27 protein-coding genes are annotated in these 25,979 nt (G+C 61.7%); 8 read left to right on the forward strand and 19 right to left on the reverse strand.

Going from position 1 to position 25,979, the window contains the following annotated elements; all coding sequences use genetic code 11:
• The first annotated feature begins 112 nt into the window (after positions 1-112).
• A complete protein-coding gene (locus tag BFQ01_RS08015) occupies positions 113-1,237 on the forward strand; it encodes an integrase core domain-containing protein (RefSeq protein WP_249226998.1) in 1,125 nt (374 codons plus the stop codon).
• Between the two features lie 83 nt (positions 1,238-1,320).
• On the opposite strand, the gene BFQ01_RS08020 is transcribed toward BFQ01_RS08015, so the two are convergent.
• A complete protein-coding gene (locus BFQ01_RS08020) occupies positions 1,321-2,082 on the reverse strand; it encodes a YdcF family protein (protein WP_027605248.1) in 762 nt (253 codons plus the stop codon).
• 97 nt (positions 2,083-2,179) lie between these two features.
• Positions 2,180-2,497 carry a hypothetical protein gene (locus BFQ01_RS08025; protein WP_065924874.1) on the reverse strand — a complete coding sequence of 106 codons (318 nt, stop codon included), beginning with the start codon at positions 2,495-2,497 and terminating at the stop codon, positions 2,180-2,182.
• Between the two features lie 261 nt (positions 2,498-2,758).
• On the opposite strand from BFQ01_RS08025, the gene leuS reads away from it, so the two are divergent.
• The 5 genes from leuS (at position 2,759) to BFQ01_RS08050 (ending at position 8,850) form a co-directional block, all read left to right on the forward strand.
• Positions 2,759-5,365 (forward strand): leucine--tRNA ligase, encoded by a 2,607-nt coding sequence (gene leuS / locus BFQ01_RS08030; protein WP_065924875.1) that lies wholly within the window; start codon positions 2,759-2,761, stop codon positions 5,363-5,365.
• Between the two features lie 88 nt (positions 5,366-5,453).
• A complete protein-coding gene (gene lptE, locus BFQ01_RS08035) occupies positions 5,454-6,059 on the forward strand; it encodes an LPS-assembly lipoprotein LptE (RefSeq protein ID WP_027605245.1) in 606 nt (201 codons plus the stop codon).
• A 39-nt stretch (positions 6,060-6,098) separates the two neighbouring features.
• A complete protein-coding gene (holA, locus tag BFQ01_RS08040) occupies positions 6,099-7,136 on the forward strand; it encodes a DNA polymerase III subunit delta (protein WP_065924876.1) in 1,038 nt (345 codons plus the stop codon).
• A 162-nt stretch (positions 7,137-7,298) separates the two neighbouring features.
• Positions 7,299-7,463, forward strand: coding sequence for an alternative ribosome rescue factor ArfA (gene arfA, locus BFQ01_RS08045; RefSeq protein ID WP_003176285.1), 165 nt, complete (start codon positions 7,299-7,301; stop codon positions 7,461-7,463).
• A 61-nt stretch (positions 7,464-7,524) separates the two neighbouring features.
• Positions 7,525-8,850 (forward strand): lytic murein transglycosylase, encoded by a 1,326-nt coding sequence (locus tag BFQ01_RS08050; RefSeq protein WP_027605243.1) that lies wholly within the window; start codon positions 7,525-7,527, stop codon positions 8,848-8,850.
• A gap of 68 nt (positions 8,851-8,918) precedes the next feature.
• On the opposite strand, the gene BFQ01_RS08055 is transcribed toward BFQ01_RS08050, so the two are convergent.
• The 13 genes from BFQ01_RS08055 to BFQ01_RS08115 form a co-directional block, all read right to left on the reverse strand.
• The gene (locus BFQ01_RS08055) at positions 8,919-9,839 is read right to left on the reverse strand and encodes a S66 peptidase family protein (protein WP_065924877.1); all 921 of its coding nucleotides are present in this window, start codon (positions 9,837-9,839) and stop codon (positions 8,919-8,921) included.
• 409 nt (positions 9,840-10,248) lie between these two features.
• Positions 10,249-11,250, reverse strand: coding sequence for a lipoyl synthase (gene lipA / locus BFQ01_RS08060; protein WP_057444888.1), 1,002 nt, complete (start codon positions 11,248-11,250; stop codon positions 10,249-10,251).
• Positions 11,251-11,276: 26 nt separating this feature from the next.
• Positions 11,277-11,924 carry a lipoyl(octanoyl) transferase LipB gene (lipB, locus tag BFQ01_RS08065; RefSeq protein WP_027605241.1) on the reverse strand — a complete coding sequence of 216 codons (648 nt, stop codon included), beginning with the start codon at positions 11,922-11,924 and terminating at the stop codon, positions 11,277-11,279.
• Complete coding sequence (locus BFQ01_RS08070; RefSeq protein WP_027605240.1) at positions 11,924-12,199, reverse strand: DUF493 domain-containing protein; 276 nt, start codon at positions 12,197-12,199, stop codon at positions 11,924-11,926. Before BFQ01_RS08070 ends, lipB begins: the two co-directional genes overlap by 1 nt.
• An 84-nt stretch (positions 12,200-12,283) precedes the next feature.
• The gene (locus tag BFQ01_RS08075) at positions 12,284-13,441 is read right to left on the reverse strand and encodes a D-alanyl-D-alanine carboxypeptidase family protein (RefSeq protein ID WP_027605239.1); all 1,158 of its coding nucleotides are present in this window, start codon (positions 13,439-13,441) and stop codon (positions 12,284-12,286) included.
• Positions 13,442-13,617: 176 nt separating this feature from the next.
• On the reverse strand, positions 13,618-14,616 hold the full coding sequence (locus BFQ01_RS08080; RefSeq protein ID WP_027605238.1) for a septal ring lytic transglycosylase RlpA family protein: 999 nt from the start codon (positions 14,614-14,616) through the stop codon (positions 13,618-13,620).
• A complete protein-coding gene (gene mltB / locus BFQ01_RS08085; protein WP_027605237.1) occupies positions 14,616-15,626 on the reverse strand; it encodes a lytic murein transglycosylase B in 1,011 nt (336 codons plus the stop codon). The genes BFQ01_RS08080 and mltB overlap by 1 nt, the downstream gene beginning before the upstream one ends.
• Positions 15,627-15,643: 17 nt before the next feature.
• A complete protein-coding gene (gene rodA / locus BFQ01_RS08090; protein ID WP_051429342.1) occupies positions 15,644-16,747 on the reverse strand; it encodes a rod shape-determining protein RodA in 1,104 nt (367 codons plus the stop codon).
• A gap of 31 nt (positions 16,748-16,778) precedes the next feature.
• Positions 16,779-18,677 (reverse strand): penicillin-binding protein 2, encoded by a 1,899-nt coding sequence (gene mrdA, locus BFQ01_RS08095; RefSeq protein WP_027605235.1) that lies wholly within the window; start codon positions 18,675-18,677, stop codon positions 16,779-16,781.
• A 15-nt stretch (positions 18,678-18,692) separates the two neighbouring features.
• Positions 18,693-19,160 carry a 23S rRNA (pseudouridine(1915)-N(3))-methyltransferase RlmH gene (gene rlmH, locus BFQ01_RS08100; protein ID WP_003176297.1) on the reverse strand — a complete coding sequence of 156 codons (468 nt, stop codon included), beginning with the start codon at positions 19,158-19,160 and terminating at the stop codon, positions 18,693-18,695.
• Positions 19,161-19,169: 9 nt separating this feature from the next.
• Positions 19,170-19,664, reverse strand: a complete 495-nt coding sequence (rsfS, locus tag BFQ01_RS08105) for a ribosome silencing factor (RefSeq protein WP_065924878.1) — start codon at positions 19,662-19,664, stop codon at positions 19,170-19,172.
• Between the two features lie 69 nt (positions 19,665-19,733).
• The gene (gene nadD / locus BFQ01_RS08110; RefSeq protein WP_065910068.1) at positions 19,734-20,378 is read right to left on the reverse strand and encodes a nicotinate-nucleotide adenylyltransferase; all 645 of its coding nucleotides are present in this window, start codon (positions 20,376-20,378) and stop codon (positions 19,734-19,736) included.
• On the reverse strand, positions 20,378-21,643 hold the full coding sequence (locus BFQ01_RS08115) for a glutamate-5-semialdehyde dehydrogenase (protein ID WP_065924879.1): 1,266 nt from the start codon (positions 21,641-21,643) through the stop codon (positions 20,378-20,380). Before BFQ01_RS08115 ends, nadD begins: the two co-directional genes overlap by 1 nt.
• A 175-nt stretch (positions 21,644-21,818) precedes the next feature.
• On the opposite strand from BFQ01_RS08115, the gene BFQ01_RS08120 reads away from it, so the two are divergent.
• Together BFQ01_RS08120 and BFQ01_RS08125 are read left to right on the forward strand one after the other, a co-directional pair.
• A complete protein-coding gene (locus tag BFQ01_RS08120; protein WP_065924880.1) occupies positions 21,819-22,502 on the forward strand; it encodes a DNA-3-methyladenine glycosylase in 684 nt (227 codons plus the stop codon).
• A 25-nt stretch (positions 22,503-22,527) separates the two neighbouring features.
• A complete protein-coding gene (locus tag BFQ01_RS08125; RefSeq protein WP_065924881.1) occupies positions 22,528-23,844 on the forward strand; it encodes a bifunctional DedA family/phosphatase PAP2 family protein in 1,317 nt (438 codons plus the stop codon).
• On the opposite strand, the gene BFQ01_RS08130 is transcribed toward BFQ01_RS08125, so the two are convergent.
• From BFQ01_RS08130 to BFQ01_RS08145, 4 genes are all read right to left on the reverse strand, one after another.
• On the reverse strand, positions 23,838-24,053 hold the full coding sequence (locus BFQ01_RS08130; RefSeq protein WP_065924882.1) for a hypothetical protein: 216 nt from the start codon (positions 24,051-24,053) through the stop codon (positions 23,838-23,840). The genes BFQ01_RS08125 and BFQ01_RS08130 overlap by 7 nt on opposite strands.
• Positions 24,054-24,153: 100 nt before the next feature.
• Positions 24,154-24,744, reverse strand: coding sequence for an LON peptidase substrate-binding domain-containing protein (locus tag BFQ01_RS08135; RefSeq protein ID WP_065924883.1), 591 nt, complete (start codon positions 24,742-24,744; stop codon positions 24,154-24,156).
• A 21-nt stretch (positions 24,745-24,765) separates the two neighbouring features.
• The gene (locus tag BFQ01_RS08140; protein WP_065924884.1) at positions 24,766-25,482 is read right to left on the reverse strand and encodes an LrgB family protein; all 717 of its coding nucleotides are present in this window, start codon (positions 25,480-25,482) and stop codon (positions 24,766-24,768) included.
• Positions 25,479-25,832: a CidA/LrgA family protein gene (locus tag BFQ01_RS08145; protein WP_065924885.1), complete on the reverse strand. Its 354-nt coding sequence runs from the start codon at positions 25,830-25,832 to the stop codon at positions 25,479-25,481. The genes BFQ01_RS08140 and BFQ01_RS08145 overlap by 4 nt, the downstream gene beginning before the upstream one ends.
• Positions 25,833-25,979: the final 147 nt, after the last annotated feature.

A 25,979-nucleotide genomic window follows, 5' to 3' on the forward strand; every position in this document is an offset into this window, starting at 1 on the left:
GCCCCGGTACAAACCGGGGACATCGTTTACATTTCTAACCGGGGACATGGTTTACAGGCTAATACGCATGATCAGGAGGTAACTGATCATGCCCTGGAACCAAGAGTCCCCCATGAATCAAAGAATCAAGCTGGTAGCTGATTGGCTTTCTGGCAACTTCACCAAAAGCCAGTTGGCACGCCGCTTTGACGTTAGCCGACCTACCGTCGATAAGTGGATTGCCCGGCACGACGGCGATTTGAGGTCTTTATCCGAACTGTCCCGGCGACCTCACAACAGCCCAAATAAAACCGACGACGAGATTTTGGCCCGTGTAGTCGCGATGAAGGAGGCTCACGATAAATGGGGGCCGAAAAAGCTTCTCGAGCTATTACGGCTGGAAGATCCCTCCGTCACCTGGCCCTCTCCAAGTACGGCCGGTCAATGGCTTGACCGACTTGGGCTCGTCAAAAAGCGGCGCTTCAAACGCCGACACAGCATTTCCCACGCACAAATGCGAAAGGCCGACGAACCTAACAAGACGTGGTGTGCTGACTACAAAGGGCAGTTCAAGATGCTTAATGCTCAGATGTGCTTCCCTTTGACCGTCACAGACCATGCGTCGCGGCTGATTTTAGCGTGCAGGGCCCATCCCAAGATCATGACCCAGCCTGTAAAACAGGCCTTTGAGAGGCTTTTTCAGGAGTACGGCATGCCGGAAGTTATCCGTTCGGACAACGGGGTACCGTTCGCCTCTCCTGGCCTGGCAAGAATATCCACACTGGCAGTTTGGTGGATTCGGCTGGGTATTTATCCCGAGCGAACCATGCCGGGAAGACCCGCCCAGAATGGTCGCCATGAACGAATGCACCGTAGCTTGAAACTTGAGTTGCCCTTAGGGAAAAACTTAGTCGAGCAGCAGCTTTTGCTGGAGCATTTCAGGCATGAGTTTAATTACGTACGCCCTCACGAAGCGCTCGGCATGAAACGTCCGGGAGACTTGTATGTGCCGTCCACCCGAATTTATCCAGGATGCTTGCCCGATGTGGAATATCCGGCAGAAATGAAAGTTCGAAGCGTCAGGCAGGACGGATCGATCAAGTGGAACGGCAAGTTGGTATTTATCAGCGAGGCGCTGTCCGGGGAAAGGATAGGGCTCAAAGAAGCTGAAGATGAAGCTTGGGATTTGTACCTGTGTGATTATCCCTTGGGGAGGCTTGGACGAGGTATGACCCGCGTCCAGGCCTCAAATGTGTAAACGATGTCCCCGGTTTCAGATGTAAACGATGTCTACGGTTCTACACCCCTCCCACACTTTGATCTGCATTTTAATCAGCAGGGTTATCGATAGAACAACCGGTAGCCTAGCTGCCCCACCGCTTCATTGATCAACTGCCCGCTCTGCCACACCGACTTGAACTCTGGCATCCAGCCGCCCAGCGGCCGGGCGTTGTCCACGCCGAGGAACCCCACCGGCGCCGGTACCACGGTGAAGCCGGCCTTTTCAAAACTCCACACCGAACGCGGCATGTGCCAGGCCTGGGTCACGACCACCACACGCTTGATGCCCTCGGGCAATAGAATCCCGGCACTCATCTGCGCGTTTTCCCAGGTGGTGCGGCTGCGTTCTTCCTTCCAGCGCACAGCAACGCCGAAGTCATCCTGCATCGATACCGCCATCAACTGCGCCTCGCTGGGCGGCGTGCCGTAATGCAGGCCACCGGTGGTCAGCACCGGCAGCCCTGAGGCCTTGGCCAGTCGCGCGGCATACCGCTGGCGCTCCAGGCCGATGCCGGTCGGCTGATCAGAACCCCATGCCGGGTCGCCGCGCTCGCGTCCCGAGCCCAGCACCACAATGGCATCGGCGCGCTGGGCCAGGGTCGACCAGTCTTCACGGGCCAACGGTGGCTCGGTCTCCAGGGCACGTGCGCCCCACTCCACCGCCACCGGCAGGCTGATCAACCACATGCCGCCAAATCCGAGGGCAAAGCAGCAGCCGGCCAAACGGGGGCGGCTGCGACGAAACCACCAGGCAAGGGCCAGCAGCAGCAAGAGAATGCCGGGTGGCAGGAGCAGCTGTTTGATGAAATAACGAATAGGCATCGGGCATCTCCATAGATGCCCGAAGCCTAAGGTGTAACGGGGTTTAGCGACAATCTTTACAGTGACATGGCACGATGACGTGATTCAGGGGAGTGAACTACTTGAAGCGGGCGGACCGGAGCCTTTCCGGGCCACGACCGGCCGACAAGTCCTTGAGCCACACCACCTTGGCTGAGTGCGTAGGCTCTTTGGCTGGCGGGGTTGCCACCCAAGAAGGCGCACTGCGCTTATTACGTTCCAGGTAAGCTTTGATCAGTTCCAGCTCCGCACGGCTCAAACCGCGCAGTTCCAACTCTACGGGCCGTTCATCACGCAATCGGCCCGCGGTCCTCGCTGCATCCAATGCGCGACCCAATCGGTCGATCAGTCCTTCGTAGATTTCCGGTTTCGTTGCGATTCGCTGCGATTCGACCATCCCCTCACCTCATTGAAGAAAGACTTGCTCCCCAATAAACAGCGTAGTCCCCATGGCTGCGCCTGCCCGGCGCCGCGACAGACGGCCCTCGCCGCGCAATCAGGGTTTCCCTCGATAGAGTGGGGTCATGTATGCTACGGCGCTTCCTGTAACTCCACTTCCCGCAGGGTTTGGGCACGGACGCGCCGCTTTTTGGTGTCGAACAACCTGAACGTTGCACCGAAGAGGATTAGGCCACCCCTATTCAGTTCAAAAGTAGCCATGCACGAACAATATCAGCCCCGTGAAATAGAAAATGCCGCCCAAACCTTCTGGGACGAGCAAAAGTCCTTTGAAGTCAGTGAACAGCCAGGCAAGGAGACATTCTATTGCCTGTCGATGTTCCCTTACCCCAGCGGCAAGCTACACATGGGGCATGTGCGCAACTACACCATCGGCGACGTCATCTCCCGCTACCAGCGCATGCAAGGCAAGAACGTCCTGCAACCCATGGGTTGGGACGCCTTCGGCATGCCGGCGGAAAACGCCGCGATGAAAAACAACGTGGCCCCCGCCAAGTGGACCTACGAAAACATCGCCTACATGAAGACCCAGCTGCGCAGCCTGGGCCTGGCGGTGGACTGGTCCCGCGAAGTCACCACCTGCAAGCCGGATTACTACCGTTGGGAACAATGGCTGTTCACCCGCCTGTTCGAAAAAGGGGTGATCTACAAAAAAAGCGGCACCGTGAACTGGGACCCTGTCGACCAGACCGTCCTCGCCAACGAACAGGTGATCGACGGTCGCGGCTGGCGCTCCGGCGCGCTGATCGAAAAGCGCGAAATCCCGATGTACTACTTCAAGATCACCGCCTACGCGGATGAACTGTTGTCGAGCCTCGACGATTTGCCGGGCTGGCCTGAACAGGTCAAGACCATGCAGCGCAACTGGATCGGCAAGTCCAAGGGCATGGAAGTGCAGTTCCCCTACAACGTCGACTCCATCGGCGAAGCTGGCGCACTCAAAGTCTTCACCACCCGTCCGGACACCTTGATGGGCGCGACCTACGTCGCCGTGGCCGCCGAGCACCCGCTGGCCACCCAGGCCGCACAGAACAATCCTGAGCTGCAGGCATTCATCGCCGAATGCAAAGGCGGCAGCGTGGCCGAAGCCGACGTCGCCACCCAGGAGAAAAAAGGCCTGCCGACCGGCCTGTTCGTCGAGCACCCGCTGACCGGCGAGAAGTTGCCGGTATGGGTCGCCAACTACGTGCTGATGCACTACGGCGATGGCGCAGTAATGGCTGTGCCGGCCCACGACGAGCGCGATTTCGAATTCGCCACCCAATACAACCTGCCGATCAAGTCAGTGGTGCGCACCAGTTCCGGCGACACCAACCCGGCCCCGTGGCAAGACGCCTATGGCGAGCACGGTACGCTGATCAACTCCGGTGAGTTCGACGGCCTGGACTTCGCCGGCGCCTTCGACGCCATCGAAGTCGCACTGATCAAGAAGAACCTCGGCGCCTCGCGCACCCAGTTCCGCCTGCGCGACTGGGGCATCAGCCGCCAGCGCTACTGGGGCTGCCCGATCCCGATCATCCACTGCCAGACCTGCGGTGACGTACCGGTTCCGGAAGACCAGTTGCCGGTCGTCCTGCCGGAAGACGTGGTGCCGGACGGTGCCGGTTCGCCATTGGCGCGCATGCCCGAGTTCTACGAATGCAGCTGCCCGAAATGCGGCCAGCCGGCCAAGCGTGAAACCGACACCATGGACACCTTCGTCGAGTCCTCGTGGTACTACGCCCGCTACGCCTCGCCGCACTACGAGGGCGGCCTGGTAGAGAAATCCGCAGCCGACCACTGGTTGCCGGTGGATCAGTACATCGGCGGTATCGAACACGCCATCCTTCACCTGCTGTACGCGCGCTTCTTCCACAAGCTGATGCGCGACGAAGGCCTGGTGAGTTCCAACGAACCGTTCAAGAACCTGCTGACCCAGGGCATGGTGATCGCCGAGACCTACTATCGTCGCGAAGCCAATGGCGCCTACACCTGGTTCAACCCGGCGGACGTCGAGCTCGAGCGCGACAGCAAAGCCAAGGTCATCAGCGCCAGACTGATCGCCGACGGCCTGCCGGTGGAAATCGGCGGCACCGAGAAGATGGCCAAGTCGAAGAACAACGGCGTCGACCCTCAGTCGATGATCGACCAGTTCGGCGCCGACACCTGCCGCCTGTTCATGATGTTCGCCTCGCCGCCTGACATGAGCGCCGAATGGTCCGACTCCGGTGTCGAAGGGTCGCACCGTTTCCTCAAGCGCGTCTGGCGCCTGGCGCACGCCCATGTCAGCCAGGGCCTGCCGGCCAAGCTGGACGTGGCGTCGTTGAGCGACGAGCAGAAACTCATTCGTCGCAGCACCCACCTGGCCATCAAGCAGGCCAGCCAGGACGTGGGCCAGAACCACAAGTTCAACACCGCCATCGCCCAGGTGATGACGCTGATGAACGTGCTGGAAAAAGCCCCGCAAGCCACCGCACAGGATCGCGCACTGGTACAGGAAGGCCTGGAGACGGTCACCCTGCTGCTGGCGCCGATTACACCGCACATCAGCCACGAACTGTGGAGCCGCCTGGGCCATAGCGACGCGGTCATCGATGCGCGCTGGCCGGTACAGGATGACAGCGCCCTGGTACAGGACACGCTGCAACTGGTGATCCAGGTCAACGGTAAACTGCGCAGCCAGATCGACATGCCCGCCAGTGCCAGCCGTGAAGAAGTCGAAGCGGCCGCACGGGTCAACGAGAACGTGCTGCGCTTTACCGAAGGCCTGACGATCCGCAAAGTGATCGTGGTGCCTGGCAAACTGGTCAATATCGTCGCTAGCTAATCGGATCGGGCGTGGGGCTCGAGCCCTGCGCCGAACAAAGCCTTCAGGGCCTCGATAAGGCCCACATGGTTTCAAGGGGAGCAACAAAATGATCAAACGCAATCTGCTGGTTATGGGCCTTGCCGTACTGCTGAGCGCTTGCGGCTTCCAGCTGCGCGGCACCGGCACCAATGACCTGACGATCAAGGAACTGGACGTCAGCGCTCGCGACGCCTACAGCGAGACAGTGACCCAGCTGCGCCAGGTCCTGGAAAACAGCGGCGTGCACGTCTACACCGGCGCGACCTACAAACTGTTCCTGGCTAACGAGAAAGAAACCCAGCGCAACCTGAGCTACGCCAGCGCCGGACGTGCGTCCGATATCGAACTGAGCACCGTGCTCAGCTTTGAAATCCAGGGCCGCGATCACCTGCCGTTGATGAATGACAACATCCAGGTGCAGAAGATTGTCAGCCACGATGGTAACAACCTGGTGGGTTCGGACTCCGAAATCATCCAGGTGCGCAAGGAGATGCGTCGCGAGCTGGTGCAACGCATGGTCCTGCGCCTGTCGCTGCTCACCCCACAACAGCTCGAAACCTTGCAGCAACGCGCTGACGACAAGGCCAAGGCCGATGCCGACGCGCTGAAAGCCGCGAAAGAGTACGAAGACAACACGCCGAAACAATCGCCTGTTGAAGTCCCTGTCGAGTAAGCCAGACGGGGCGCCCCTGGCGCCCCGTTCGCCCTGCCTATGAAACTCGCACCCGCCCAACTCGCCAAACACCTGCAAGGTGGCCTCGCGCCTGTCTACATCGTCAGCGGTGATGACCCGCTGTTGTGCCAGGAAGCCGCCGACGCCATCCGCAGCGCCGCACGCCAGCAGGGCTTCGATGAACGCCAGGTATTCAGCGCCGACGCCAGTTTCGACTGGGGCACGCTGCTGCAAGCCGGTGCAAGCATGTCGCTGTTCGCCGAAAAACGCCTGCTGGAGCTGCGCCTGCCGTCGGGCAAGCCCGGTGATAAGGGCGCGGCTGCACTGATGGAATACTGCTCGCGACCCGCCGAAGACACGGTGTTGCTGATCAGCTTGCCCAAGCTCGACGGCAGCGCGCAGAAGACCAAGTGGGGCAAGGCCCTGGTGGAAGGGGCGCAGACCCAGTTCATCCAGATCTGGCCAGTGGACAGCAATCAGTTGCCGCAATGGATTCGCCAGCGCCTGTCCCAGGCAGGGCTATCCGCGACACAGGATGCAGTGGAGCTGATCGCCGCGCGGGTCGAAGGCAACTTGCTTGCCGCCGCCCAGGAGATCGAAAAGCTCAAGCTGATGGCCGAAGACGGGCAGATTACCGTCGAGACCGTCCAGGGCGCAGTGGCAGACAGTGCACGTTTTGACGTGTTCGGGCTGGTGGATGCGATCCTCAACGGCGAGCCCGCCCATGCCCTGCGCATGCTCGAAGGCCTGCGTGGCGAAGGGGTGGAGCCGCCGGTGATTCTCTGGGCCCTGGCCCGGGAACTACGGGTATTGGCCAATATTGCCCTGCAATACAGCCAGGGCACGCCGCTGGACAAGTGCTTCAGCCAGGCGCGGCCACCGGTGTGGGACAAGCGCAAACCCCTGATGAGCAAAGCCCTGCAACGGCACTCGGCGCAACGCTGGGCGCAGCTGTTGCTGGAAGCGCAGCGCATTGATGCACAGATCAAGGGCCAGGCGGCGGGTTCGCCGTGGATGAGCCTGAGCCGTTTATCGCTGTTGATGGCCGGTCAGCGCCTGACATTACCAGCGGAATAACCCTGGTTTCCAAACACCACAGAACCAATGTGGGAGGGGCAAGTCGAATCGTCGCACCGCCCCTTCCACATTTTTGATTGCGTTTACAATTCATGGGCTTTACAGCGGCCTGACTTCGGCAGATTATTTGCACCGCATCTCCCCCCATCAAGAGCATCGACCATGAGCAAAAAGCCATCCAAGCATGGCCCCAACAAGGCCAAATCCATCATCGCCCAGCCACTGTTCCGCAGCCGTCAGGAACGCGCCGGCAAGGGCAAAGGCAGCTACCGCCGCGAAGCCTTCCAGTCTAATAGCTGGGAGGCTTCTTACTTTCTGGCTGCCTGAAGGCAAGCGCCCCTCTGGCATGATAAGGTCTGTACCTGATTTGTAATTCCTGGACCTGTGCATGCCCTCTTGTCTTTCCCGTCGTTGGCACCTTCGCCAATTGATCGCTGCCTCCAGCCTCATTCTGCTTGTCGCCTGCGCGGAAAAACCCACCGCCGCCGATGCCCAACCCTTGCCGAAGCTCCAGACCGCACCCGTAGTGGCCCCTGCCGTCGTGGCCCCGCTGGCCGTGGACAATCTCGACATCCAACCAACCCAGACCTTTGCTGAATGGCAGGCCGGCTTTCGCGCGCAAGCCCTCCAAGCCGGCATCACGGCCGACGTTTTCGACACCGCATTCGCCAATGTCACCCCCGATATGGCGGTGATCCGCGCCGACCGCAGCCAGCCGGAGTTTTCCCGCCCTGTATGGGAATACCTCGACGGCGCCCTGTCACCCGTACGCGTACGCAATGGCCAGGCGCTGCTGATCAAGTACGCCGACATCCTGCAAAGCATCGAGCAGCGTTATGGCGTCGACCGTCAGGCACTGGTCTCGGTGTGGGGCATGGAGAGCAACTTCGGCCAGTTCCAGGGCAACAACTCGGTGATCCGCTCCCTGGCGACCCTGGCCTATGAAGGCCGTCGCCCGGCCTTTGCCCAGGCGCAATTGCTGGCGGCATTGCAGATCATCCAGCACGGCGACATCGCCGCCGACCAGATGAAGGGCTCCTGGGCCGGGGCCATGGGCCAGACCCAGTTCATTCCAACCACTTACAACACCCACGCGGTGGACTTCGATGGCGACGGTCGCCGCGACATCTGGAACAGCCCGGCCGACGCCCTCGCATCAACCGCGCACTACCTGCAAAGCTCCGGCTGGCAGAAAGGCCAGCCGTGGGGCTTTGAAGTCAAGCAATTGCCGGCGAACTTCGACTACGCCCTGGCTGACGGCGGCGTGCGCAAGAGCATTGCCGAGTGGATGAAACTGGGCATTCAACTGCCACCGGGCGCGAGCATGCCGCCGAATGTCGACCAACTGTCCGCCGCCCTGCTGCTGCCGGCAGGCTACCGTGGCCCGGCGTTCCTGGTGCTGGATAACTTCCGCGCGATCCTCAAGTACAACAACTCGTCGTCCTACGCACTGGCGGTGGGCCTGTTGTCGGAGCGCTTTGGCGGCGGCGGTGTGATCCGTGGTGACTGGCCCAAGGATGAGCTGCCGCTGAGTCGCTCCCAGCGCATTGATCTGCAGACGGCGTTGAGCGCCAACGGTTATGACGCGGGCAACCCGGATGGGATTATCGGCGCCAACACGCGCAAGGCGATTCGGGCGGCACAGCAGGCGCTGGGCTGGCCGGCGGACGGGTATCCGACGGTGAAGTTGCTGGAGTCGCTGCAAAACCGATAGATCCGCGTATGGCGACTACCGCAATCGGGGGCAAGCCCCCGATTGCGGTTTAGCAAACGCCAGCAGATTCAAGACCTGAAGACCACTTCCTGCTCCAACACCACCCGCTGCTCCCCCGCATCCAGCCGTACCAAGGCGCCCATGGGCAGCGTCAGGTTCGGATCGCAATGCCCGCTGCGCCAGCCGGCCAGCACCGGTATGCGCAATGGCTCGAACGTCTGCGTCAGCAAGCGCTCCAGCGCCACGTTATCCACACCCGCCACATCCCCGACCAGTACACCGGCGACCTGGGCCAACTTGCCCGCCAGACGCAGATGGGTCAACAGGCGGTCGATGCGGTAGATCGGTTCGTTGACGTCTTCGATAAACAGGATGATGCCTTCAGCGTCGATTTCGTAAGGCGTGCCCATGACCGCCGCAATCATCGACAGGTTACCCCCCAACAAGCGCCCACAGGCAATGCCAGGCTCGATCGTGGTCAGCGGGTACGCTACCGGGTGCGCAAGCACACTGCCAGCGCCCAACTGGCCGCGCAGAAGGCTGAACAATGACGACTCGGTAGGTTGTTGCTTGTCGCCGAGCAGGTCGGCATTGAGCATCGGGCCGTGGAAGGTCACGAAACCGGCGTAACGGTTGATCGCCAGGTGCAGGGCGCTGATGTCGCTATAGCCGACGAACGGCTTGGGATTGGCACGCAGCAGGTCAAAGTCCAGCGCGTCGAGCAGCCGCGGTGTGCCGTAACCACCGCGCAGACAGAAGATAGCGTCGATGTGCGGATCGGCGAAGGCGGCATGCAGGTCACGCAGGCGCACGGCATCGCTGCCGGCGAGGTAGCCGTCGCGTTCATAGACACCGGGGGAAATCCGCAGATCGTAGCCGCGCGTACGCATCCATTGGCCAGCCTTTTCAACGTCCAGCACGGCGGGGCCGGCGGGGGCGATCAGGGCGATGGTACCTTCAGAACGAAGGGCTGGAACGGCGGCGGTCATCTGAGAATCTCCCTATCTAACGCTGAAACCAATGTGGGAGGGGGCTTGCCCCCGATAGCGGTGGATCAGCCAGCACATGTAGCGACTGACATACCGCAATCGGGGCATTGGTATCCACACAACTTCCAGTGAATACGGAATCTATGGCAATTAGGCTTCTGTGGTGAGCGGGCTTGTCGAATCGTCGCACCGCCCGCGCTGGGTTGCGAAGCAGCCCCAAAACCTTCACCTCGATTGATTCTGGCACTCTGCGTTGACCTTATTGGGGCCGCTTCGCAGCCCAGCGCGGGGCAAGCCCGCTCACCACAGAGTTATGTGTCAGCCTTTAAGAGTTGTGTAGATACCTATGGCAATCGGGGGCAAGCCCCCTCCCACATAAGCCCACTCCCACACCGGGTCTGAACCCCGATCAGGAAACCAGGCTAGCCTTGACCAGCTTGGCCTGTTCGTCGGCGTGGTACGAAGAGCGTACCAGCGGGCCCGAGGCGACGTTCTTGAAGCCCATCTTGTAACCTTCCTCGGCGAACCAGGCGAAGGTGTCCGGGTGCACGAAACGCTGCACCGGCAAGTGGCTGCGCGACGGTTGCAGGTATTGGCCCAGGGTCAGCATGTCGATGTCGTGTTCGCGCATGCGCTTCATGACTTCGATGACTTCTTCATCGGTCTCGCCCAGGCCGAGCATCAAGCCGGATTTGGTCGGGATGTGCGGCATCATCTGCTTGAATTTCTGCAGCAGGGTCAGCGACCACTGGTAGTCCGAACCTGGACGCGCGGCCTTGTACAGGCGAGGCACGGTTTCCAGGTTGTGGTTGAACACATCCGGCGGCTCGGCAGCGGTGATTTCCAGCGCGACGTCCATGCGGCCACGGTAGTCCGGCACCAGGGTCTCGAGCATCACGTTCGGCGACAGTTTGCGGATTTCGCGGATGCAGTCGGCAAAGTGCTGGGCACCGCCGTCGCGCAGGTCGTCACGGTCAACCGAGGTGATGACCACGTATTTGAGTTTCAGGTCGGCGATGGCGATGGCCAGGCTTTCCGGTTCGTTGACGTCCAGTGGCTTCGGCCGGCCATGGCCGACGTCGCAGAACGGGCAACGACGGGTGCAGATGTCACCCATGATCATGAAGGTGGCGGTGCCGCCGGAGAAGCATTCGCCCAGGTTCGGGCAGGACGCTTCTTCGCACACGCTGTGCAGCTTGTGCTTGCGCAGCAGGGCCTTGATACGGTCGACTTCCGGCGAAACCGGGATGCGCACGCGGATCCAGTCAGGCTTTTTCGGCAACTCGGTGGTCGGGATGATCTTGACCGGGATGCGTGCAACCTTCTCGGCGCCGCGCAGCTTGACGCCGGCTTCCACCTTGGCACGCGGGGCCGGGGCCGGACGCTCGGTGATGTCCAGCGTCGGGATCATGGTTTGCACTGCATCAGTAGTCATAATCAGTCGATTCCGCCCGTGAGGGTCGTCTGCTCAGCATAGTCGAGGTGTTTGACGAGCTGCGCACGCAGCCGGGCACTTACCTCGGCAAATTTAATCGGTGTGGCGTGGTCGCTCAGTTGGGTCATCGCCAGCCCGGCATAACCACACGGGTTGATGCGCCGGAACGGTGCCAGGTCCATGTCCACGTTCAGGGCCAGGCCATGAAAGGAACAACCGTGGCGAATGCGCAAACCGAGGGAGGCGATTTTCGCGCCGTCCACATACACACCGGGTGCATCGGGCTTGGCCGCGGCGCTCACGCCATAACTGGCCAACAGCTCGATCAGGCAAGCCTCCATGCGGCTCACCAGGTCGCGCACGCCAAAACCCAGCTTGCGCACGTCCAGCAGCAGGTACGCCACCAGTTGACCGGGCCCATGGTAAGTCACTTGGCCACCTCGGTCGACCTGCACCACCGGAATATCCCCCGGCAGCAGCAGATGTTCGGCCTTGCCGGCCTGGCCCTGGGTGAACACCGGTGGATGTTCCACCAACCAGATTTCGTCGGGCGCCGAAGTACCGCGTTCATTCGTGAACCGCTGCATGGCGTGCCAGACGGGCTCGTAGTCCATCCGGCCGAGCTCGCGAAAGCCCAGGACCTGTGACATCACAGCACCATATGCACGAAGCCGGTGGCCCGCAGTTCGCTATTGATGTCGTAGAGCTGGTCTTGACCGGTCGCAACGATGTGCAACTGGATCGTGGTGTACTTACCGTTGGTGCTCGAACGCTCGTCCACCCGGTTGTCATTGATCGTCGCGTGTTTACGCACGATATCCAGGATTCTGTCTTTGTTGCCTACACCGGTATCGCTGATCACCTTGACGGGATAATCCGTCACCGGGAATTCGATCTTTGGCGCCTTTACTTCTTTATCGGTCATGGCAGAACGGCCTCGTAAGCGGTAAGCCGTGGCGACGGCAAAGCCCCGCGTCGGATCAACGCGGGGCTTTGCAGGTGCACACAATCAGTTGAACAAGCCGTAGAAGAATAGACGGATGCTATCCCACACGCGGCGGAAGATACCACCTTCGTCGACGGCGTCCAGCGCGATCAGGTCGGCGCTGTGCACCACCTTGTCGTCCAGCTTCACTTCGACTTTACCGATCACGTCGCCCTTGGCGATTGGCGCAACCAATTGCGGGTTCATGGTCATGCTGGCGGCGAGCTTTTTCAGTTGGCCTTTAGGCATGGTCAGGGTCAGGTCTTCAGCCAGGCCGGCCTTGACTTGCGAGGTCGCGCCTTTCCATACCGGCGCGGTCGCCAGTTCAGCACCCTTCTGGTAGAAGGTCTGGGTTTCGAAGAAGCGGAAACCGTAGGTCAGCAGTTTTTGCGTCTCGGCCGCACGGGCCTGCTCGCTGTTGGTGCCGAAGACCACCGCGATCAGGCGCTGGCCATCACGTACCGCGGACGACACCATGCAGTAGCCGGCTTCGTCGGTGTGGCCGGTTTTCAGGCCATCGACAGTCTTGTCGCGCCACAGCAGCAGGTTGCGGTTAGGCTGCTTGATGTTGTTCCAGAAGAATTCCTTCTGGGAGTAGATCGCGTAGTGCACCGGGTCGACACGAATGATCGCGCGCGCCAGGATCGCCATGTCGTGAGCCGACGAGTAGTGCTCAGGGTTTGGCAGGCCGGTCGGGTTCATGAAGTGGCTGTTGGTCATGCCCAGGTCGGCCACGGTTTTGTTCATCATGTCGGCGAATGCGTCTTCGCTGCCGGCGATGTGCTCGGCCAGGGCGACGCTGGCGTCGTTACCGGACTGGATGATGATGCCATGCAGCAGGTCGCTCACAGTGACTTGCGAGCCCACCTTGATGAACATCCGCGAACCGCCGGTACGCCAGGCGTTTTCGCTGACGGTCACCGGGTCGTTTTCGCCGATCTGGCCGCGACGGATTTCCAGGGTCGCGATGTAGGCGGTCATCAGCTTGGTCAGGCTGGCCGGTGGCAGGCGCTGGTCACCGTTGCTCTCGACCAGCACGTTGCCACTGGCGGCATCCATGAGGACCCAGGACTTGGCGGCCAGTTGCGGTGAAGCCGGTACCATTTCAACCGCCCAGGCGGCCGGGGTGATGATCAGCGAAAGAAGCAGGCACGTGCGTTTGGCTAAGGTGGTGATGTTCATCCGTCTCTCGAAATTGCTTATGGAAACTTGCCCTCGCGGGCAAAACTTATTCAGACAGCCCGCTACCAGACTGTCACGTGTTCGGTTGCCCGCTCACCCCTTGCCCCTGGGTTTTATTGTTCAACGAGCCAACAACCAGGGTCCAGGCCCGCATGCGAGCCTCAACCATCAATTTATTATTCGGCAGTGACCACGCTGGGTTGCCCCAGGTTGGCCAGGCGCACGCTGTTCTGCACTTGCGCAACCTCGCTCGGCGAACCGATCGGGCCCATGCGCACACGGTGCAACGTTTGCTGGTTACGCACGATGGAGCTGATGAATACCGGCGCGCTGACCATGCTGCTGAGCTTGGACCTTAACAGTTCTGCCGCATCCGGGTTGGCGAAAGCGCCCACTTGCAGGTATTGCCCGCCCGCGACCGCGGCGCCCGGTGCCGCATGGGGCACGACCACCGTATCCGGTGCGTGCTGCTGCGGTGGCGGTGTCCATTGTTCGATCTTGCCGGTGGATGCCGTCACTTGCGGCTGCGCACTCTGCGGCTCGTTGAGCATCAACGGCGCGGGCTTGCCACGCTGGGCCCAGTACTGCGCGGGATCGATGCCTTCGACCTTGACCCGCGCGGTACCGGTTTCGGCATAGCCGAGTTTTTTCGCGGCGGCGTAGGACAAGTCGATGATGCGATCCGAATAGAACGGCCCACGGTCGTTGACCCGCAGGATCACCGTGCGGTTGTTGTCCAGGTTGGTCACGCGGACATAGCTGGGCAGCGGCAGGGTCTTGTGGGCCGCGCTCATGCCGTACAGGTCATAGACTTCGCCGTTGGCGGTGTTCTGGCCGTGGAACTTGGTGCCATACCAGGACGCCGTGCCCGATTGCACGTAGGTCTTGGAGTCCTGCAACGGGAAGTAGGACTTGCCCAGCACGGTATAGGGGTTGGCCTTGTACGGGCCGGTGTGCAGGGTCGGCGTGGCATCCGGGATCTTCGACACGTCGACATCCCACCACGGGGCGCCATCTTTGTGTGCGCGGTTGATGTCCAGGCCTGGCTGTGAACGCACCGCGGTGCCGCCGGACTTCGGTACCGGGCCACGGCTGGTGGAACAACTGACGACGAGCAGGGACAACGCGGCGAACGCCACCAGCTTGAGCGGTTGATTGAACGGCGATGCCCGCATTACTTGTTGCCCCGTGCTTGGACCAGCATGTCTGACAGCTGATGCACGGCCATGGCGTACATCACACTGCGGTTATAACGCGTGATTGCGTAGAAATTCTTCAGGCCCATCCAGTATTCAGGGCCGTTTTCACCTTCGAGGCGGAATGCCGTCACCGGCATATCGTCGCGTGGCGCATTCTGACTCGACCAGCCCAGCGCCCGCAACTCCCCGACGGTCTTGGCCGGCTCGATGCCCTGGGTCAGGCCTTCATCGGCACGCTCCCCGCTGACATCGGCACGGATCACCACCGGCTCGCCACCGACCCAGCCATGGCGCTTGAAGTAACTGGCCACACTGCCGATGGCATCGTCCGGGTTGCTCCAGATATTGATATGACCGTCGCCGTCAAAATCCACCGCGTAGGCGCGAAAGCTGCTCGGCATGAACTGCGGCAAGCCCATCGCCCCGGCGTAGGAGCCCTTGAGGGTCAGCGGGTCGACCTGCTCTTCGCGGGCCAGCAGCAGGAACTCACGCAGTTCCTTGCGGAAGAAGTCGGCGCGCGGCGGGTAATCGAAGCCCAGGGTCGACAAGGCGTCGATCACCCGGTAACTGCCGGTATTGCGCCCGTAGAAGGTTTCAATGCCAATGATCGCAACGATGACCTGGGCCGGCACGCCGTATTCCTGCTCGGCGCGGGCCAACACGGCCTCGTGCTGGCGCCAGAAGTCCACCCCCCGGGCCACCCGGGCGTCGGTGAGGAACATCGGACGGTATTCCTTCCACTGTTTCACGCGCTCGGCGGGGCGAGAGATAGCGTCGAGGATCGCCTGCTTGCGCTGGGCTTCGCGGAACACGCCCATCAGTTGTTCACCGGCGAAGCCGTAGTCGCGGGTCATTTCACCGACGAATTCGGCGACCTGGGGTGAGCCATCGTAGTCACCGGCCTGCGCCTCGTGCGTTGCCCCCAGCAGCCCGATCAGGCCCATCCAGGACGCATGCCGAGTCGCCCAGCCGCGCATTACTTGCATTGACATCTTCACCTTATTCAAACCTGTGCGATCCACTTGCGATGCGTATGAATCGACATCAAAACCCCAAACGCTGACAGCAATGTCACCAGCGAAGTTCCGCCGTAGCTAATGAACGGCAAAGGCACCCCAACCACCGGCAGCAGGCCACTGACCATACCGATGTTGACGAAAACGTAAACAAAAAAAGTCATGGTCAGGCTGCCGGCGAGCAATTTGCCGAACAGCGTCTGCGCCTGTGCGGTAATCACCAGGCCACGACCAATCAATAGCAAATAGATCAGCAACAGCGCGCAAATGCCCACCAGGCCGAACTCTTCGCCCATCACCGCAATAATGAAGTCGGTGTGGCTCTCGGGCAGAAAGTCCAAATGCGACTGGGTGCCGAGCAGCCAGCCCTTGCCAAATACACCGCCGGAACCGATGGCCGCCTTCGACTGGATAATGTTCCAGCCGGTGCCGAGCGGGTCGCTTTCGGGATCGAGGAACGTCAGGATCCGCTGCTTCTGGTAGTCGTGCATAAAGAAGAACCACATGGCCACGGCCACCGGCACTGCCGCCGCCAGCACGCTAAGGATCCAGCGCCAGCGCAACCCGCCCATGAACAGCACGAACGCACCGCCGGCCAGGATCAGCAGCGAGGTGCCGAGGTCCGGCTGGCGCACGATCAGCACGAAGGGGATGCCGATCAGGATCAGGCTGATGCCCACATGCTTGAGCTGCGGCGGCAAGGTGCGCTTTGACAGGTACCAGGCGATCGTCGCCGGCATCAGGATCTTCATGAATTCCGACGGTTGGAAGCGAATCACCCCCGGAATGTTGATCCAGCGGGTCGCGCCCATGGCGTTGTGGCCCATGACGTCCACCACCACCAGCAGCAACACCCCGGCCACATAACCGAGCGGCACCCAGCGCGCCATGAAACGCGGCTCCAGCTGGGCGATCACCACCATGGACAGCAGGCCCAGGCCAAACGACGAAGCCTGCTTGATCAGCAAGTCCCAGTTCTTGCCGCTGGCCGAATACAGCACGAACAGGCTGCCGGCCGCCAGGGTCAGCAGCAGGATCAGCAACGGGCCGTCAATGTGCATGCGCTGCAACAAAGTCGCGCGGCGACGCATCACATCCTCGCTGGAGAGGATGCGGTCAAAATTACTCTTCACTGGCCGTAACCTCGGGGGTTGAAGGGGGGCCGCCATATTCGGGCTTGAGCCTGCCGTCGTCGGCCAGCAACCAGGCGTCCATCACCTGGCGCACCACAGGCGCCGCCACACCGGAGCCGGACTCGCCGTTCTCGACCATCACCGCCACCACGATTTTCGGGTCGTCGGCCGGGGCAAAGCCCACAAACAAGGCGTGGTCGCGGTGGCGCTCCTGGACCTTGGAACGGTCGTACTTCTCGCCCTGCTTGATCGCCACCACCTGGGCGGTACCACTCTTGCCGGCGATACGGTATTGCGCACCGATCGCCGCCTTGCGCGCGGTCCCGCGTGCACCGTGCATCACCTGCTGCATGCCGTGGTTGACCTTGGTCCAGTCGGACGGGTCGCGCAGTACGATGTCGGGGATCGGGTTTTCATCCACAGGCTTTTCGCCTTCGATGGTCCGGGCCAGGTGCGGGCGGTTCCAGATGCCTTTGTTGGCCACCAGCGCCGTGGCCTGGGCCAGTTGCAAAGGCGTGGCCTGCATATAGCCCTGGCCGATGCCGAGGATCAGGGTTTCGCCCGGGAACCATGCCTGGCGGCGGGTCGCACGCTTCCACTCCCGCGATGGCATCAGGCCAGGGGATTCTTCGAACATATCCAGGGAGACTTTCTGACCGAGGCCGAACTTGCCCATGTAGGCGGACAAGCGGTCGATCCCCAGCTTGTGGGCCAGGTCGTAAAAATAGGTGTCGTTGGAACGCATGATCGCGGTATCCAGATCGACATAGCCGTCACCGGTACGGTTCCAGTTGCGGTATTTGTGGTCGTAGTTCGGCAGCATGTAGTAGCCCGGGTCGAATACCCGGCTGGAAGCCGTGACCACGCCCGCGTCTAAACCGGCAATCGCCACCGCCGGCTTGATGGTCGAACCCGGCGGGTACAGGCCGCGCAACACACGGTTGAACAGCGGCCGGTCGATGGAGTCGCGCAACTCGGCGTAGGCCTTGAAGCTGATCCCGGTCACGAACAGGTTGGGGTCGAAGCTCGGCTGGCTGACCATGGCCAGCACTTCGCCGGTCTTCGGGTCCAGCGCCACCACCGCGCCACGCCGGCCACCGAGGGCCATCTCGGCCGCTTCCTGCAGCTTGATGTCCAGGCTCAGCACAATGTCCTTGCCCGGTACCGGGTCGGTACGCTTGAGCACCCGCAGCACGCGGCCGCGAGCGTTGGTCTCGACTTCTTCGTAACCCACCTGGCCGTGCAGCTCGGGCTCGTAGAAACGCTCGATGCCGGTCTTGCCGATATGGTGGGTGCCGCTGTAATTGACGGGATCGAGGCTTTTCAGCTCTTTCTCGTTGATCCGCCCCATATAGCCGACGGAGTGAGCAAAGTGCGGCCCTTGGGGATAGTGGCGCACCAACTGCGCCACCACTTCCACACCCGGCAGGCGGAACTGGTTCACCGCAATCCGCGCAATCTGCTCTTCGGTCAGCTCGAACAGGATCGGCACCGGTTCGAACGGCCGGCGCCCCTGTTTCATGCGTTTCTCGAAGATCACCCGGTCTTCCGGGGTCAACTGCAGCACCTCGACGATGACATCGAGGACCTGTTGCCAGTCGCCGGAACGCTCGCGGGTCATGCTAAGGCTGAAACTGGGCCGGTTATCCGCCACCACCACGCCATTGCGGTCGAAGATCAGCCCACGGGTCGGCGGAATCGGTTGCACATGCACGCGGTTGTTTTCCGACAACGTGGAGTGGTAGTCGTACTGGATCACCTGCAGGAAATACAGGCGCGCAATCAGCACCCCGATCAGCGCCACCACCATGATCGCGCCAAACACCACCCGCGCGCGTACCAGACGTGCGTCTTTCTCGTGGTCCTTGATGCGGATCGGCTGGGTCATCGGGAGGGGCGCAGATTATTTGTGATAAGGGTGCCCGGACAGAACTGTCCAGGCGCGATACAGCTGTTCACCGATCAGGATCCTTACCAACGGGTGCGGCAGCGTCAGCGCCGACAGCGACCAGCGCTGGTCCGCCCGCGCGCAGACTTCCGGCGCCAGCCCTTCGGGGCCGCCGACCATGAAGTTGACGGTGCGCGAGTCCAGGCGCCAGCGATCCAGTTCCACCGCCAATTGCTCGGTGCTCCAGGGTTTGCCGTGCACTTCGAGGGTGACGATGCGCTCGTTGGGGCCGACCTTGGCCAGCATCGCTTCGCCTTCCTGACGGATAAAGCGCGCCACGTCGGCATTCTTGCCCCGGGTGTTGAGCGGTATCTCCACCAGTTCCAGCGACAGCTCGGCGGGCAGACGCTTGGCATACTCGTGCCAGCCTTCTTCCACCCACTTGGGCATGCGTGAACCGACAGCAATCAGACGCAGGCGCACAGCCGTTCCTTATTCCTGGTCTTTGTTGAGCTTGTCGAAGTGCGCGTGGCCCACTTCCGGGCTGTGGTGCTTGCCATCGGCGGCACGGCTCTGCTCGGCGCCTTTCCACAGACGCTCCAGGTCGTAGAACTGACGGGCATTGCTGGTCATCATGTGAACGATCACGTCGTCCATATCCAGCAGCACCCAGTCGCTGTCGCCCTTGCCTTCTTCACCCAGCGGCTTCACGCCCTGGGCTTTGACGGCTTCGCGAACCTTGTCCAGCATCGCGCCGATCTGGCGGTTGGAGGTACCGGTGGCGATGATCATGAAGTCGGTGATGCTCTGCTTGTCGCGTACGTCCAGGACCTGGATGTCCTGGGCCTTCACGTCTTCCAGGGCGGCAACGGCGACTTTCACCAGCGCTTCGCCAGCCAGTTCCGGGCCAACGTGGGCTTCAACCGGCAGCGGGGCGCTTTTGAACGTGCCTTTGCGTTTTACTTTGCTTACGTCTTTGTTCGTCATAAAAAACTCGTTTTGCTCGTATGTTCGGGCGCTCGCTGCACGAGTGTTCGTGCGTTCAAGCGCGCCTTTTCAGTTCGACGCACGGTAAAGCCCGTGCGCATCGATGTAGGCCAGGACCGCGTCAGGCACCAGGAAACGTACCGACTTCCCGCTGGCCAGCAGTTGACGGATCTGGGTGGCAGACACCGCGAGCGGGGTCTGCCAGACGAATGCAATATTCCCGTTCGGCCCGGTCAGGGCCAAGGGGTCACTTACCGACCGCGCGGCCAGCAGGTTGCGCAAGGCATCCGGCGGTTCGCTGTCGGCATCCGGGCGTTGCAAAACCAGGATGTGGCAGTGCTGGAGGAGTTCCTCCCAGCGATGCCAAGAGGGCAGGCCGCAAAATGCGTCCCAGCCCAAAAGCAGAAACAACTGGTCATCCGCGGCCAACTCGGCGCGCATCAGCTCCAGGGTGTCGACAGTGTAGGACGGTTTATCGCGCTTGAGCTCACGATCGTCCACCACCAGCGGCGGTATGCCTTCTACGGCCAGGCGCACCATTTCCAGGCGCTGCTGCGGCGACACCTGCGGGGTATCGCGATGAGGCGGCCGGAAATTAGGGATCAGGCGCAGCTCATCCAGCGCCAAGGCATCCGCGACTTCCAGGGCACTGCGCAAATGGCCGATGTGCACGGGGTCGAAGGTACCGCCGAGCAGCCCGATGCGTTTAGCCATCAAGTGCGCACGTGACCGTCGCCGAACACCACGTACTTCTCGCTGGTCAGGCCTTCCAGGCCAACCGGGCCGCGTGCGTGGAGCTTGTCGGTGGAGATGCCGATCTCCGCCCCCAGGCCGTACTCGAAGCCGTCGGCAAAGCGCGTCGAGGCGTTGATCATCACCGAAGCGGAGTCCACTTCGGTGAGGAAACGCCGGGCATCGCTGAAATGCTCGGAGACAATGGCGTCGGTGTGCTTGGAGCCGTACGTGTTGATGTGTTCGATGGCCTGGTCCAGGTCGTCGACGATGCGGATCGACAGGATCGGCGCCGTGTACTCGGTGTACCAGTCCTGCTCGGTGGCTTCGATCACGTCCGCGCCCAACAGCGCACGGGTGCGTTCGCAACCGCGCAGCTCCACGCCCTTGTCACGGTAGATGGCAGCCAGCGGCGGCAGCACGCGCTCGGCAATGCCGACGTGCACCAGCAGGGTTTCCATGGTGTTGCACGGCGCGTAGCGGTGGGTCTTGGCGTTGTCGGCGATGCGGATCGCCTTGTCGATGTCGGCGGCGATGTCGATATACACGTGGCACACGCCGTCCAGGTGCTTGATCACTGGCACCTTGGCATCGCGGCTGACGCGCTCGATCAGGCTCTTACCACCGCGCGGCACGATCACGTCGATGAATTCCGGCATGGTGATCAGCGCGCCGACAGCGGCGCGGTCGGTAGTTTCCACCACTTGCACCACTTCGGCCGGCAACTCGGCCACGGCCAGGCCCTGCTGGATGCAGGCGGCGATGGCGCGGTTGGAATTGATCGCCTCGGAACCGCCACGCAGGATGGTGGCGTTGCCCGACTTGAGGCACAGGCTCGCGGCGTCGATGGTCACGTTCGGGCGCGACTCATAGATGATGCCGATCACGCCCAGGGGCACGCGCATCTTGCCGACCTGGATGCCGGACGGCAGGTAACGCATATCGCGAATTTCACCGATGGGGTCAGGCAGCTTGGCCACCTGACGCAACCCTTCGATCATGTCGTCGATACGTGTCGGCGTCAGCGCCAGGCGGTCCAGCAAGGCGGGCTCAAGGCCATTGGCGCGGCCGTTGGCCAGGTCCAGTTCGTTGGCGGCAGTCAGCTCGGAGCGCGAAGCGTCCAGAGCATCGGCGGCGGCCAGCAGGGCACGGTTCTTCTGCGCAGTGCTCGCACGGGCGATCAACCGCGAGGCCTGACGGGCAGCGCGACCCAGGCGGGTCATGTAGTCAAGAACGGACTCAGTCATGGTCAGGGAGTCTTGGCAAAGAGGAAAGCGGCAGATTATAGCTGTGACGCCGCCCGACTGACAGCGGTGAGGGGCGGATGGTCGAAATGAACTGTAAAAACCTGGGGTTCAGCCGTAATTAAGGTGGGAGTTGTTATTATTCCGTCACATTTAGCCGTATTAACCCCAGACCACCATGCCCAGTTCTTCACCCCAACTCCCCGCCAGCACGCTGCCCGACAGCTTCTTCGACCGTGACGCGCAAATACTTGCGCGGGATTTGCTTGGAAAAGTCATCCGCCATCGCGTCGGCGATAGCTGGCTTTCGGCGCGAATTATTGAAACCGAAGCCTATTACGTGGCCGAAAAAGGCAGCCACGCCTCACTCGGGTACACAGAAAAGCGTAAGGCTTTGTTTCTGGATGGCGGACATATCTATATGTACTACGCCCGTGGCGGCGATTCGCTGAACTTCAGCGCGCAGGGGCCGGGCAATGCCGTGCTGATCAAATCAGCCTATCCCTGGGTCGATGAAACCTCCGGGCCCGCCAGCCTGGCGCAGATGCTGCTGAACAACCCGAATGCCGACGGCAGCCCGCGCGCGTCGCAAAAGCTGTGTGCCGGCCAGACGTTGCTGTGCAAGGCGCTGGGCCTGAAGGTGCCGATGTGGGATGCCAAGCGCTTTGATCAAGAATTGCTCTTTGTCGAAGACGTCGGCCAGACACCGATACAGATCATCCAGACCACCCGCCTGGGCATCCCCAGCGGCCGTGACGAGCACTTGATGTACCGCTTCGTCGATGCCGGCTATGCGCCCTACTGCACGCGGAACCCGCTGCGCCGGGGCCAGGTCGAAGGCCGCGACTATTTCCTGATTTGAATCTGTGGCGATGGAGTAACGATTTATGGGCCAATGGCTCGATGGCATTACCGGCTGGCTGACCCTCAACCCGCAATGGCTGGCGGCGGCGGTGTTTATCGTCGCGTGCGTGGAATGCCTGGCCATTGCCGGGCTGATCGTGCCAGGCACGGTGCTGCTGTTTGCCATTGCGGCACTGGCTGGCAGCGGCGCCTTGTCCCTGAGTGAAACCCTGCTGATGGGGTTCCTGGGAGGCTTGCTGGGCGACGGGATTTCCTACTTCCTCGGCCGACACTTCCATCAGAATATCCGCCGCCTGCCCGGCCTGCGCCACCATCCGGAATGGATGAATGGCGCGGAAACCTACTTCCACAAATACGGCATCGCCAGTCTGCTGGTGGGACGTTTCATCGGGCCATTGCGGCCGATGCTGCCGATGGTGGCCGGAATGTGCGACATGCCGTTCCCGCGTTTCGCCCTGGTCAGCCTTCTGGCGGCAGCCGGTTGGTCGTTGGCCTACCTGCTGCCGGGCTGGGCCACCGGCGCCGCGTTCCGCCTGCCATTGCCGGAGGGGTTCTGGCCTGAGGCGGGGGTTGTCACAGCGTGCCTGGCGGTCGTGCTGGGACTGAGCCTGAACACCAGCCTGCGTGGCCATCGTCGCGCGACCCTATGGATAGGGTGTGCCAGCCTGGCGTTGTTGATCGCCCTGTTTATCGGCTATCCGCACCTGGATGACTTTGACCAGGGCCTGAGCGCGCTGGTACAGGAACATCGCAGCCCCTGGCTGGACCACACCATGGTGATGGTGACCCAACTGGGTGAGTTCAAGAAGATGTTCTTCGCCAGCGCCGTATTCACCGCGCTGCTGCTACTGGCGCGGCAATGGCGTCATGCCGTGTTTGTCGGTGCAACACTGGCCGGGGCGGCGGTGATCAATACCGGGACCAAACTGTTTTTCGCCCGTGGCCGCCCGGAAATCCTCACCGACCCATTGACCAGCTTCAGCATGCCCAGCGGCCACGCCTCCGGTGCGTTTGCGTTTTTCCTGGCGTTGTCGGTGCTGGCCGGTCGCGGACAACCCACGCGCCTGCGCCTGACCTGGATGTTGCTGGGCTGTATTCCTGCGGCCTTCATCGCGCTGTCACGGGTCTACCTTGGCGCCCATTGGCCCACCGACATCCTGGCTGGCACGCTGCTGGCAATGACCGTGTGTGCATTCAGCCTCACCGTCTGCCAGTACCGCAGCCCTTTGCCGCCGATGCCGCAGAAGGCCTGGTGGCTGGTATTACCCGCTGTGGTGGCGGTGCTCGGCTTCATTGCCTTTACCGGCACCCCACACGCGCTGCTCAGGTATGCCTACTGACCCTGGGTCGGGCCGAGCCAATGGATTGGCGCGGCGCGGCGTTCAACACAACGCTCACGTCGCTCCAGCATCATCTCATCGGCGATTTCCGCGGCGCGTTCAGCGATGTATTCCGGGCCCCGCTTGGCATCCGCCGGCAGCAGCTGCACGGCAATACTGACAAAAAAAACGTCCCAGGCAGCCTGTTCCGATGGCGCTAGCCGAATCATGTTCACCCCCAATCATTGTTGTGTGATCGGTGACTATTTCAGGCGACGCACAGGGAACAACGAGGAAACCTCTGAAAACCGCGCAGGACAGATCCGAGGCTCAGGCAAACAACTCACCCTGAAGCTCATCGAGCAGCATCTGGATCGCATCCAGCCGCTGCTGCGGGTCGTCGAGTTGCAGCAGGTCGATCTTGTCGGCCTCAGTGAACGGCAAGAGATAAGCCAGTTGATTGCCCAAGGCTCGCTGGCCATCGGCGTGAGTGTCCATGTCCAGCGACGCGACCATCGGGTGTTCGGCCAGGGCCTGGAGCAAGGCCAGCAGGTCGGCATCCTCTTCTTCCAGCGCCTGGTCCGGCAGTTCTTCCAGCCATTGCACCTCGGCCACCAGCAACTGGTCCTTCTGCACACCGGCGTCTCGCACGCGGAAGCGCCGCCCGCCTTCGACGCGAATCCCCAGCAGGCCGTTGTCCTGCTGCTTGAAGTCGCGAATCAACGCTTCACAGCCGATCAAGGCATAGCCATCCGGAGCCATGCCCACCTCCTTGCCATCGAGGATGCACACCACGCCGAAGCTTTCGCCCTTTTTCATGCAGCGGCTGATCATGTCCAGGTAGCGCGCCTCGAACAGTTGCAGGTCGAGGATGCAGCCAGGGAACAGCACGGTATTGAGGGGGAACAGCGCCAGACTCATAAAGGCTTCCTTAAACCCGGTTTAAACAATCACTGACACGGCCAGCGGCAGGAATACCGCTGTGGCTACGCCCATCAGACTCATGGCCAGCGCCGCAAAGGCGCCACACTCTTCGCTTTCCTGCAGGGCCACCGAGGTGCCGACGGCGTGGGCGGTCATGCCCAAGGCCATGCCGCGCGCCTCGGGGCTGTGCACCCCAAGACGCGAGAGTAACGCCGGGCCAACCATCGCGCCCACCACCCCGGTAATCAGCACAAACACCGCCGCCAACGCCGCCACGCCGCCGATCTGCTCGGCCACCAGCATGGCAATCGGCGATGTCACCGACTTCGGCGCCATGGTCATCAACATCCTGTGTTCAGCGCCGAACCACCAGCCCAGCAGCACGCACAGGCTGGTGGCCAACACGCCGCCTATCACCAGCGTAGTAAAAATCGGCCAGAACAATTGCCGAATCCGCCGCAGGTTCAGATAGAGCGGCACCGCCAGGGCCACCGTCGCCGGGCCCAGCAGGATCCCCATGATCTCCGTGCTCTTGCGGTACTCGGCATAGCTCAGGCCGCACGTGAGCAACACGCCGATCACCAGCAGCATGGAGACCAGCACCGGTTGCAGGAAAATCCAGCGGGTTTTCTCGAAACCCGCCAGCACCAGCTGATAGGCGCCCAGGGTGATCCCGATACCGAACAGCGGGTGATGAATCACCGCCGTCCATGCGCCGTGCCAGTCGAAGATCATTGATCCTGCTCCTTGCGCTTGACCATGCGTTCCATCAACAGCCCGACAAAGCCCATGGCGATCACCAGCGACAACACCAGTGCACCGACGATAGCCCAGAAATCGGCGGCAATATCCCTGGCATACACCATCACCCCCACCGCCGGCGGCACCAGCAGCAACGGCAAGTAGCGCAGCAGGCTGCTGGCCGCCAGGCTCAGGGGCTCGCCGACTTCGCCACGCCAGATCAGGAACCCGAGCATCAACAGCAGGCCGATGATCGGCCCCGGCAGTACCGGCACCAGCAAATGATTGATCGCCGTGCCGATCAATTGAAACAGCACCAGCCATGTCAGACCGCGTAACAGCATCCGTTTTTTCCCCCTCAAGACCCGCCCGCATTATAAGCATGCCCGCCCTATGCTCCGGCATTCGCCAAAAGCATGGTGGGTTGACCGGGCTGGTTGGCCATGATGATCTACATTGGTTCTCTGTAACCCATAACAACAGCACCGATG

This window comes from Pseudomonas sp. 8 R 14 (assembly GCF_900005955.1).
Classification (GTDB): domain Bacteria; phylum Pseudomonadota; class Gammaproteobacteria; order Pseudomonadales; family Pseudomonadaceae; genus Aquipseudomonas; species Aquipseudomonas marginalis.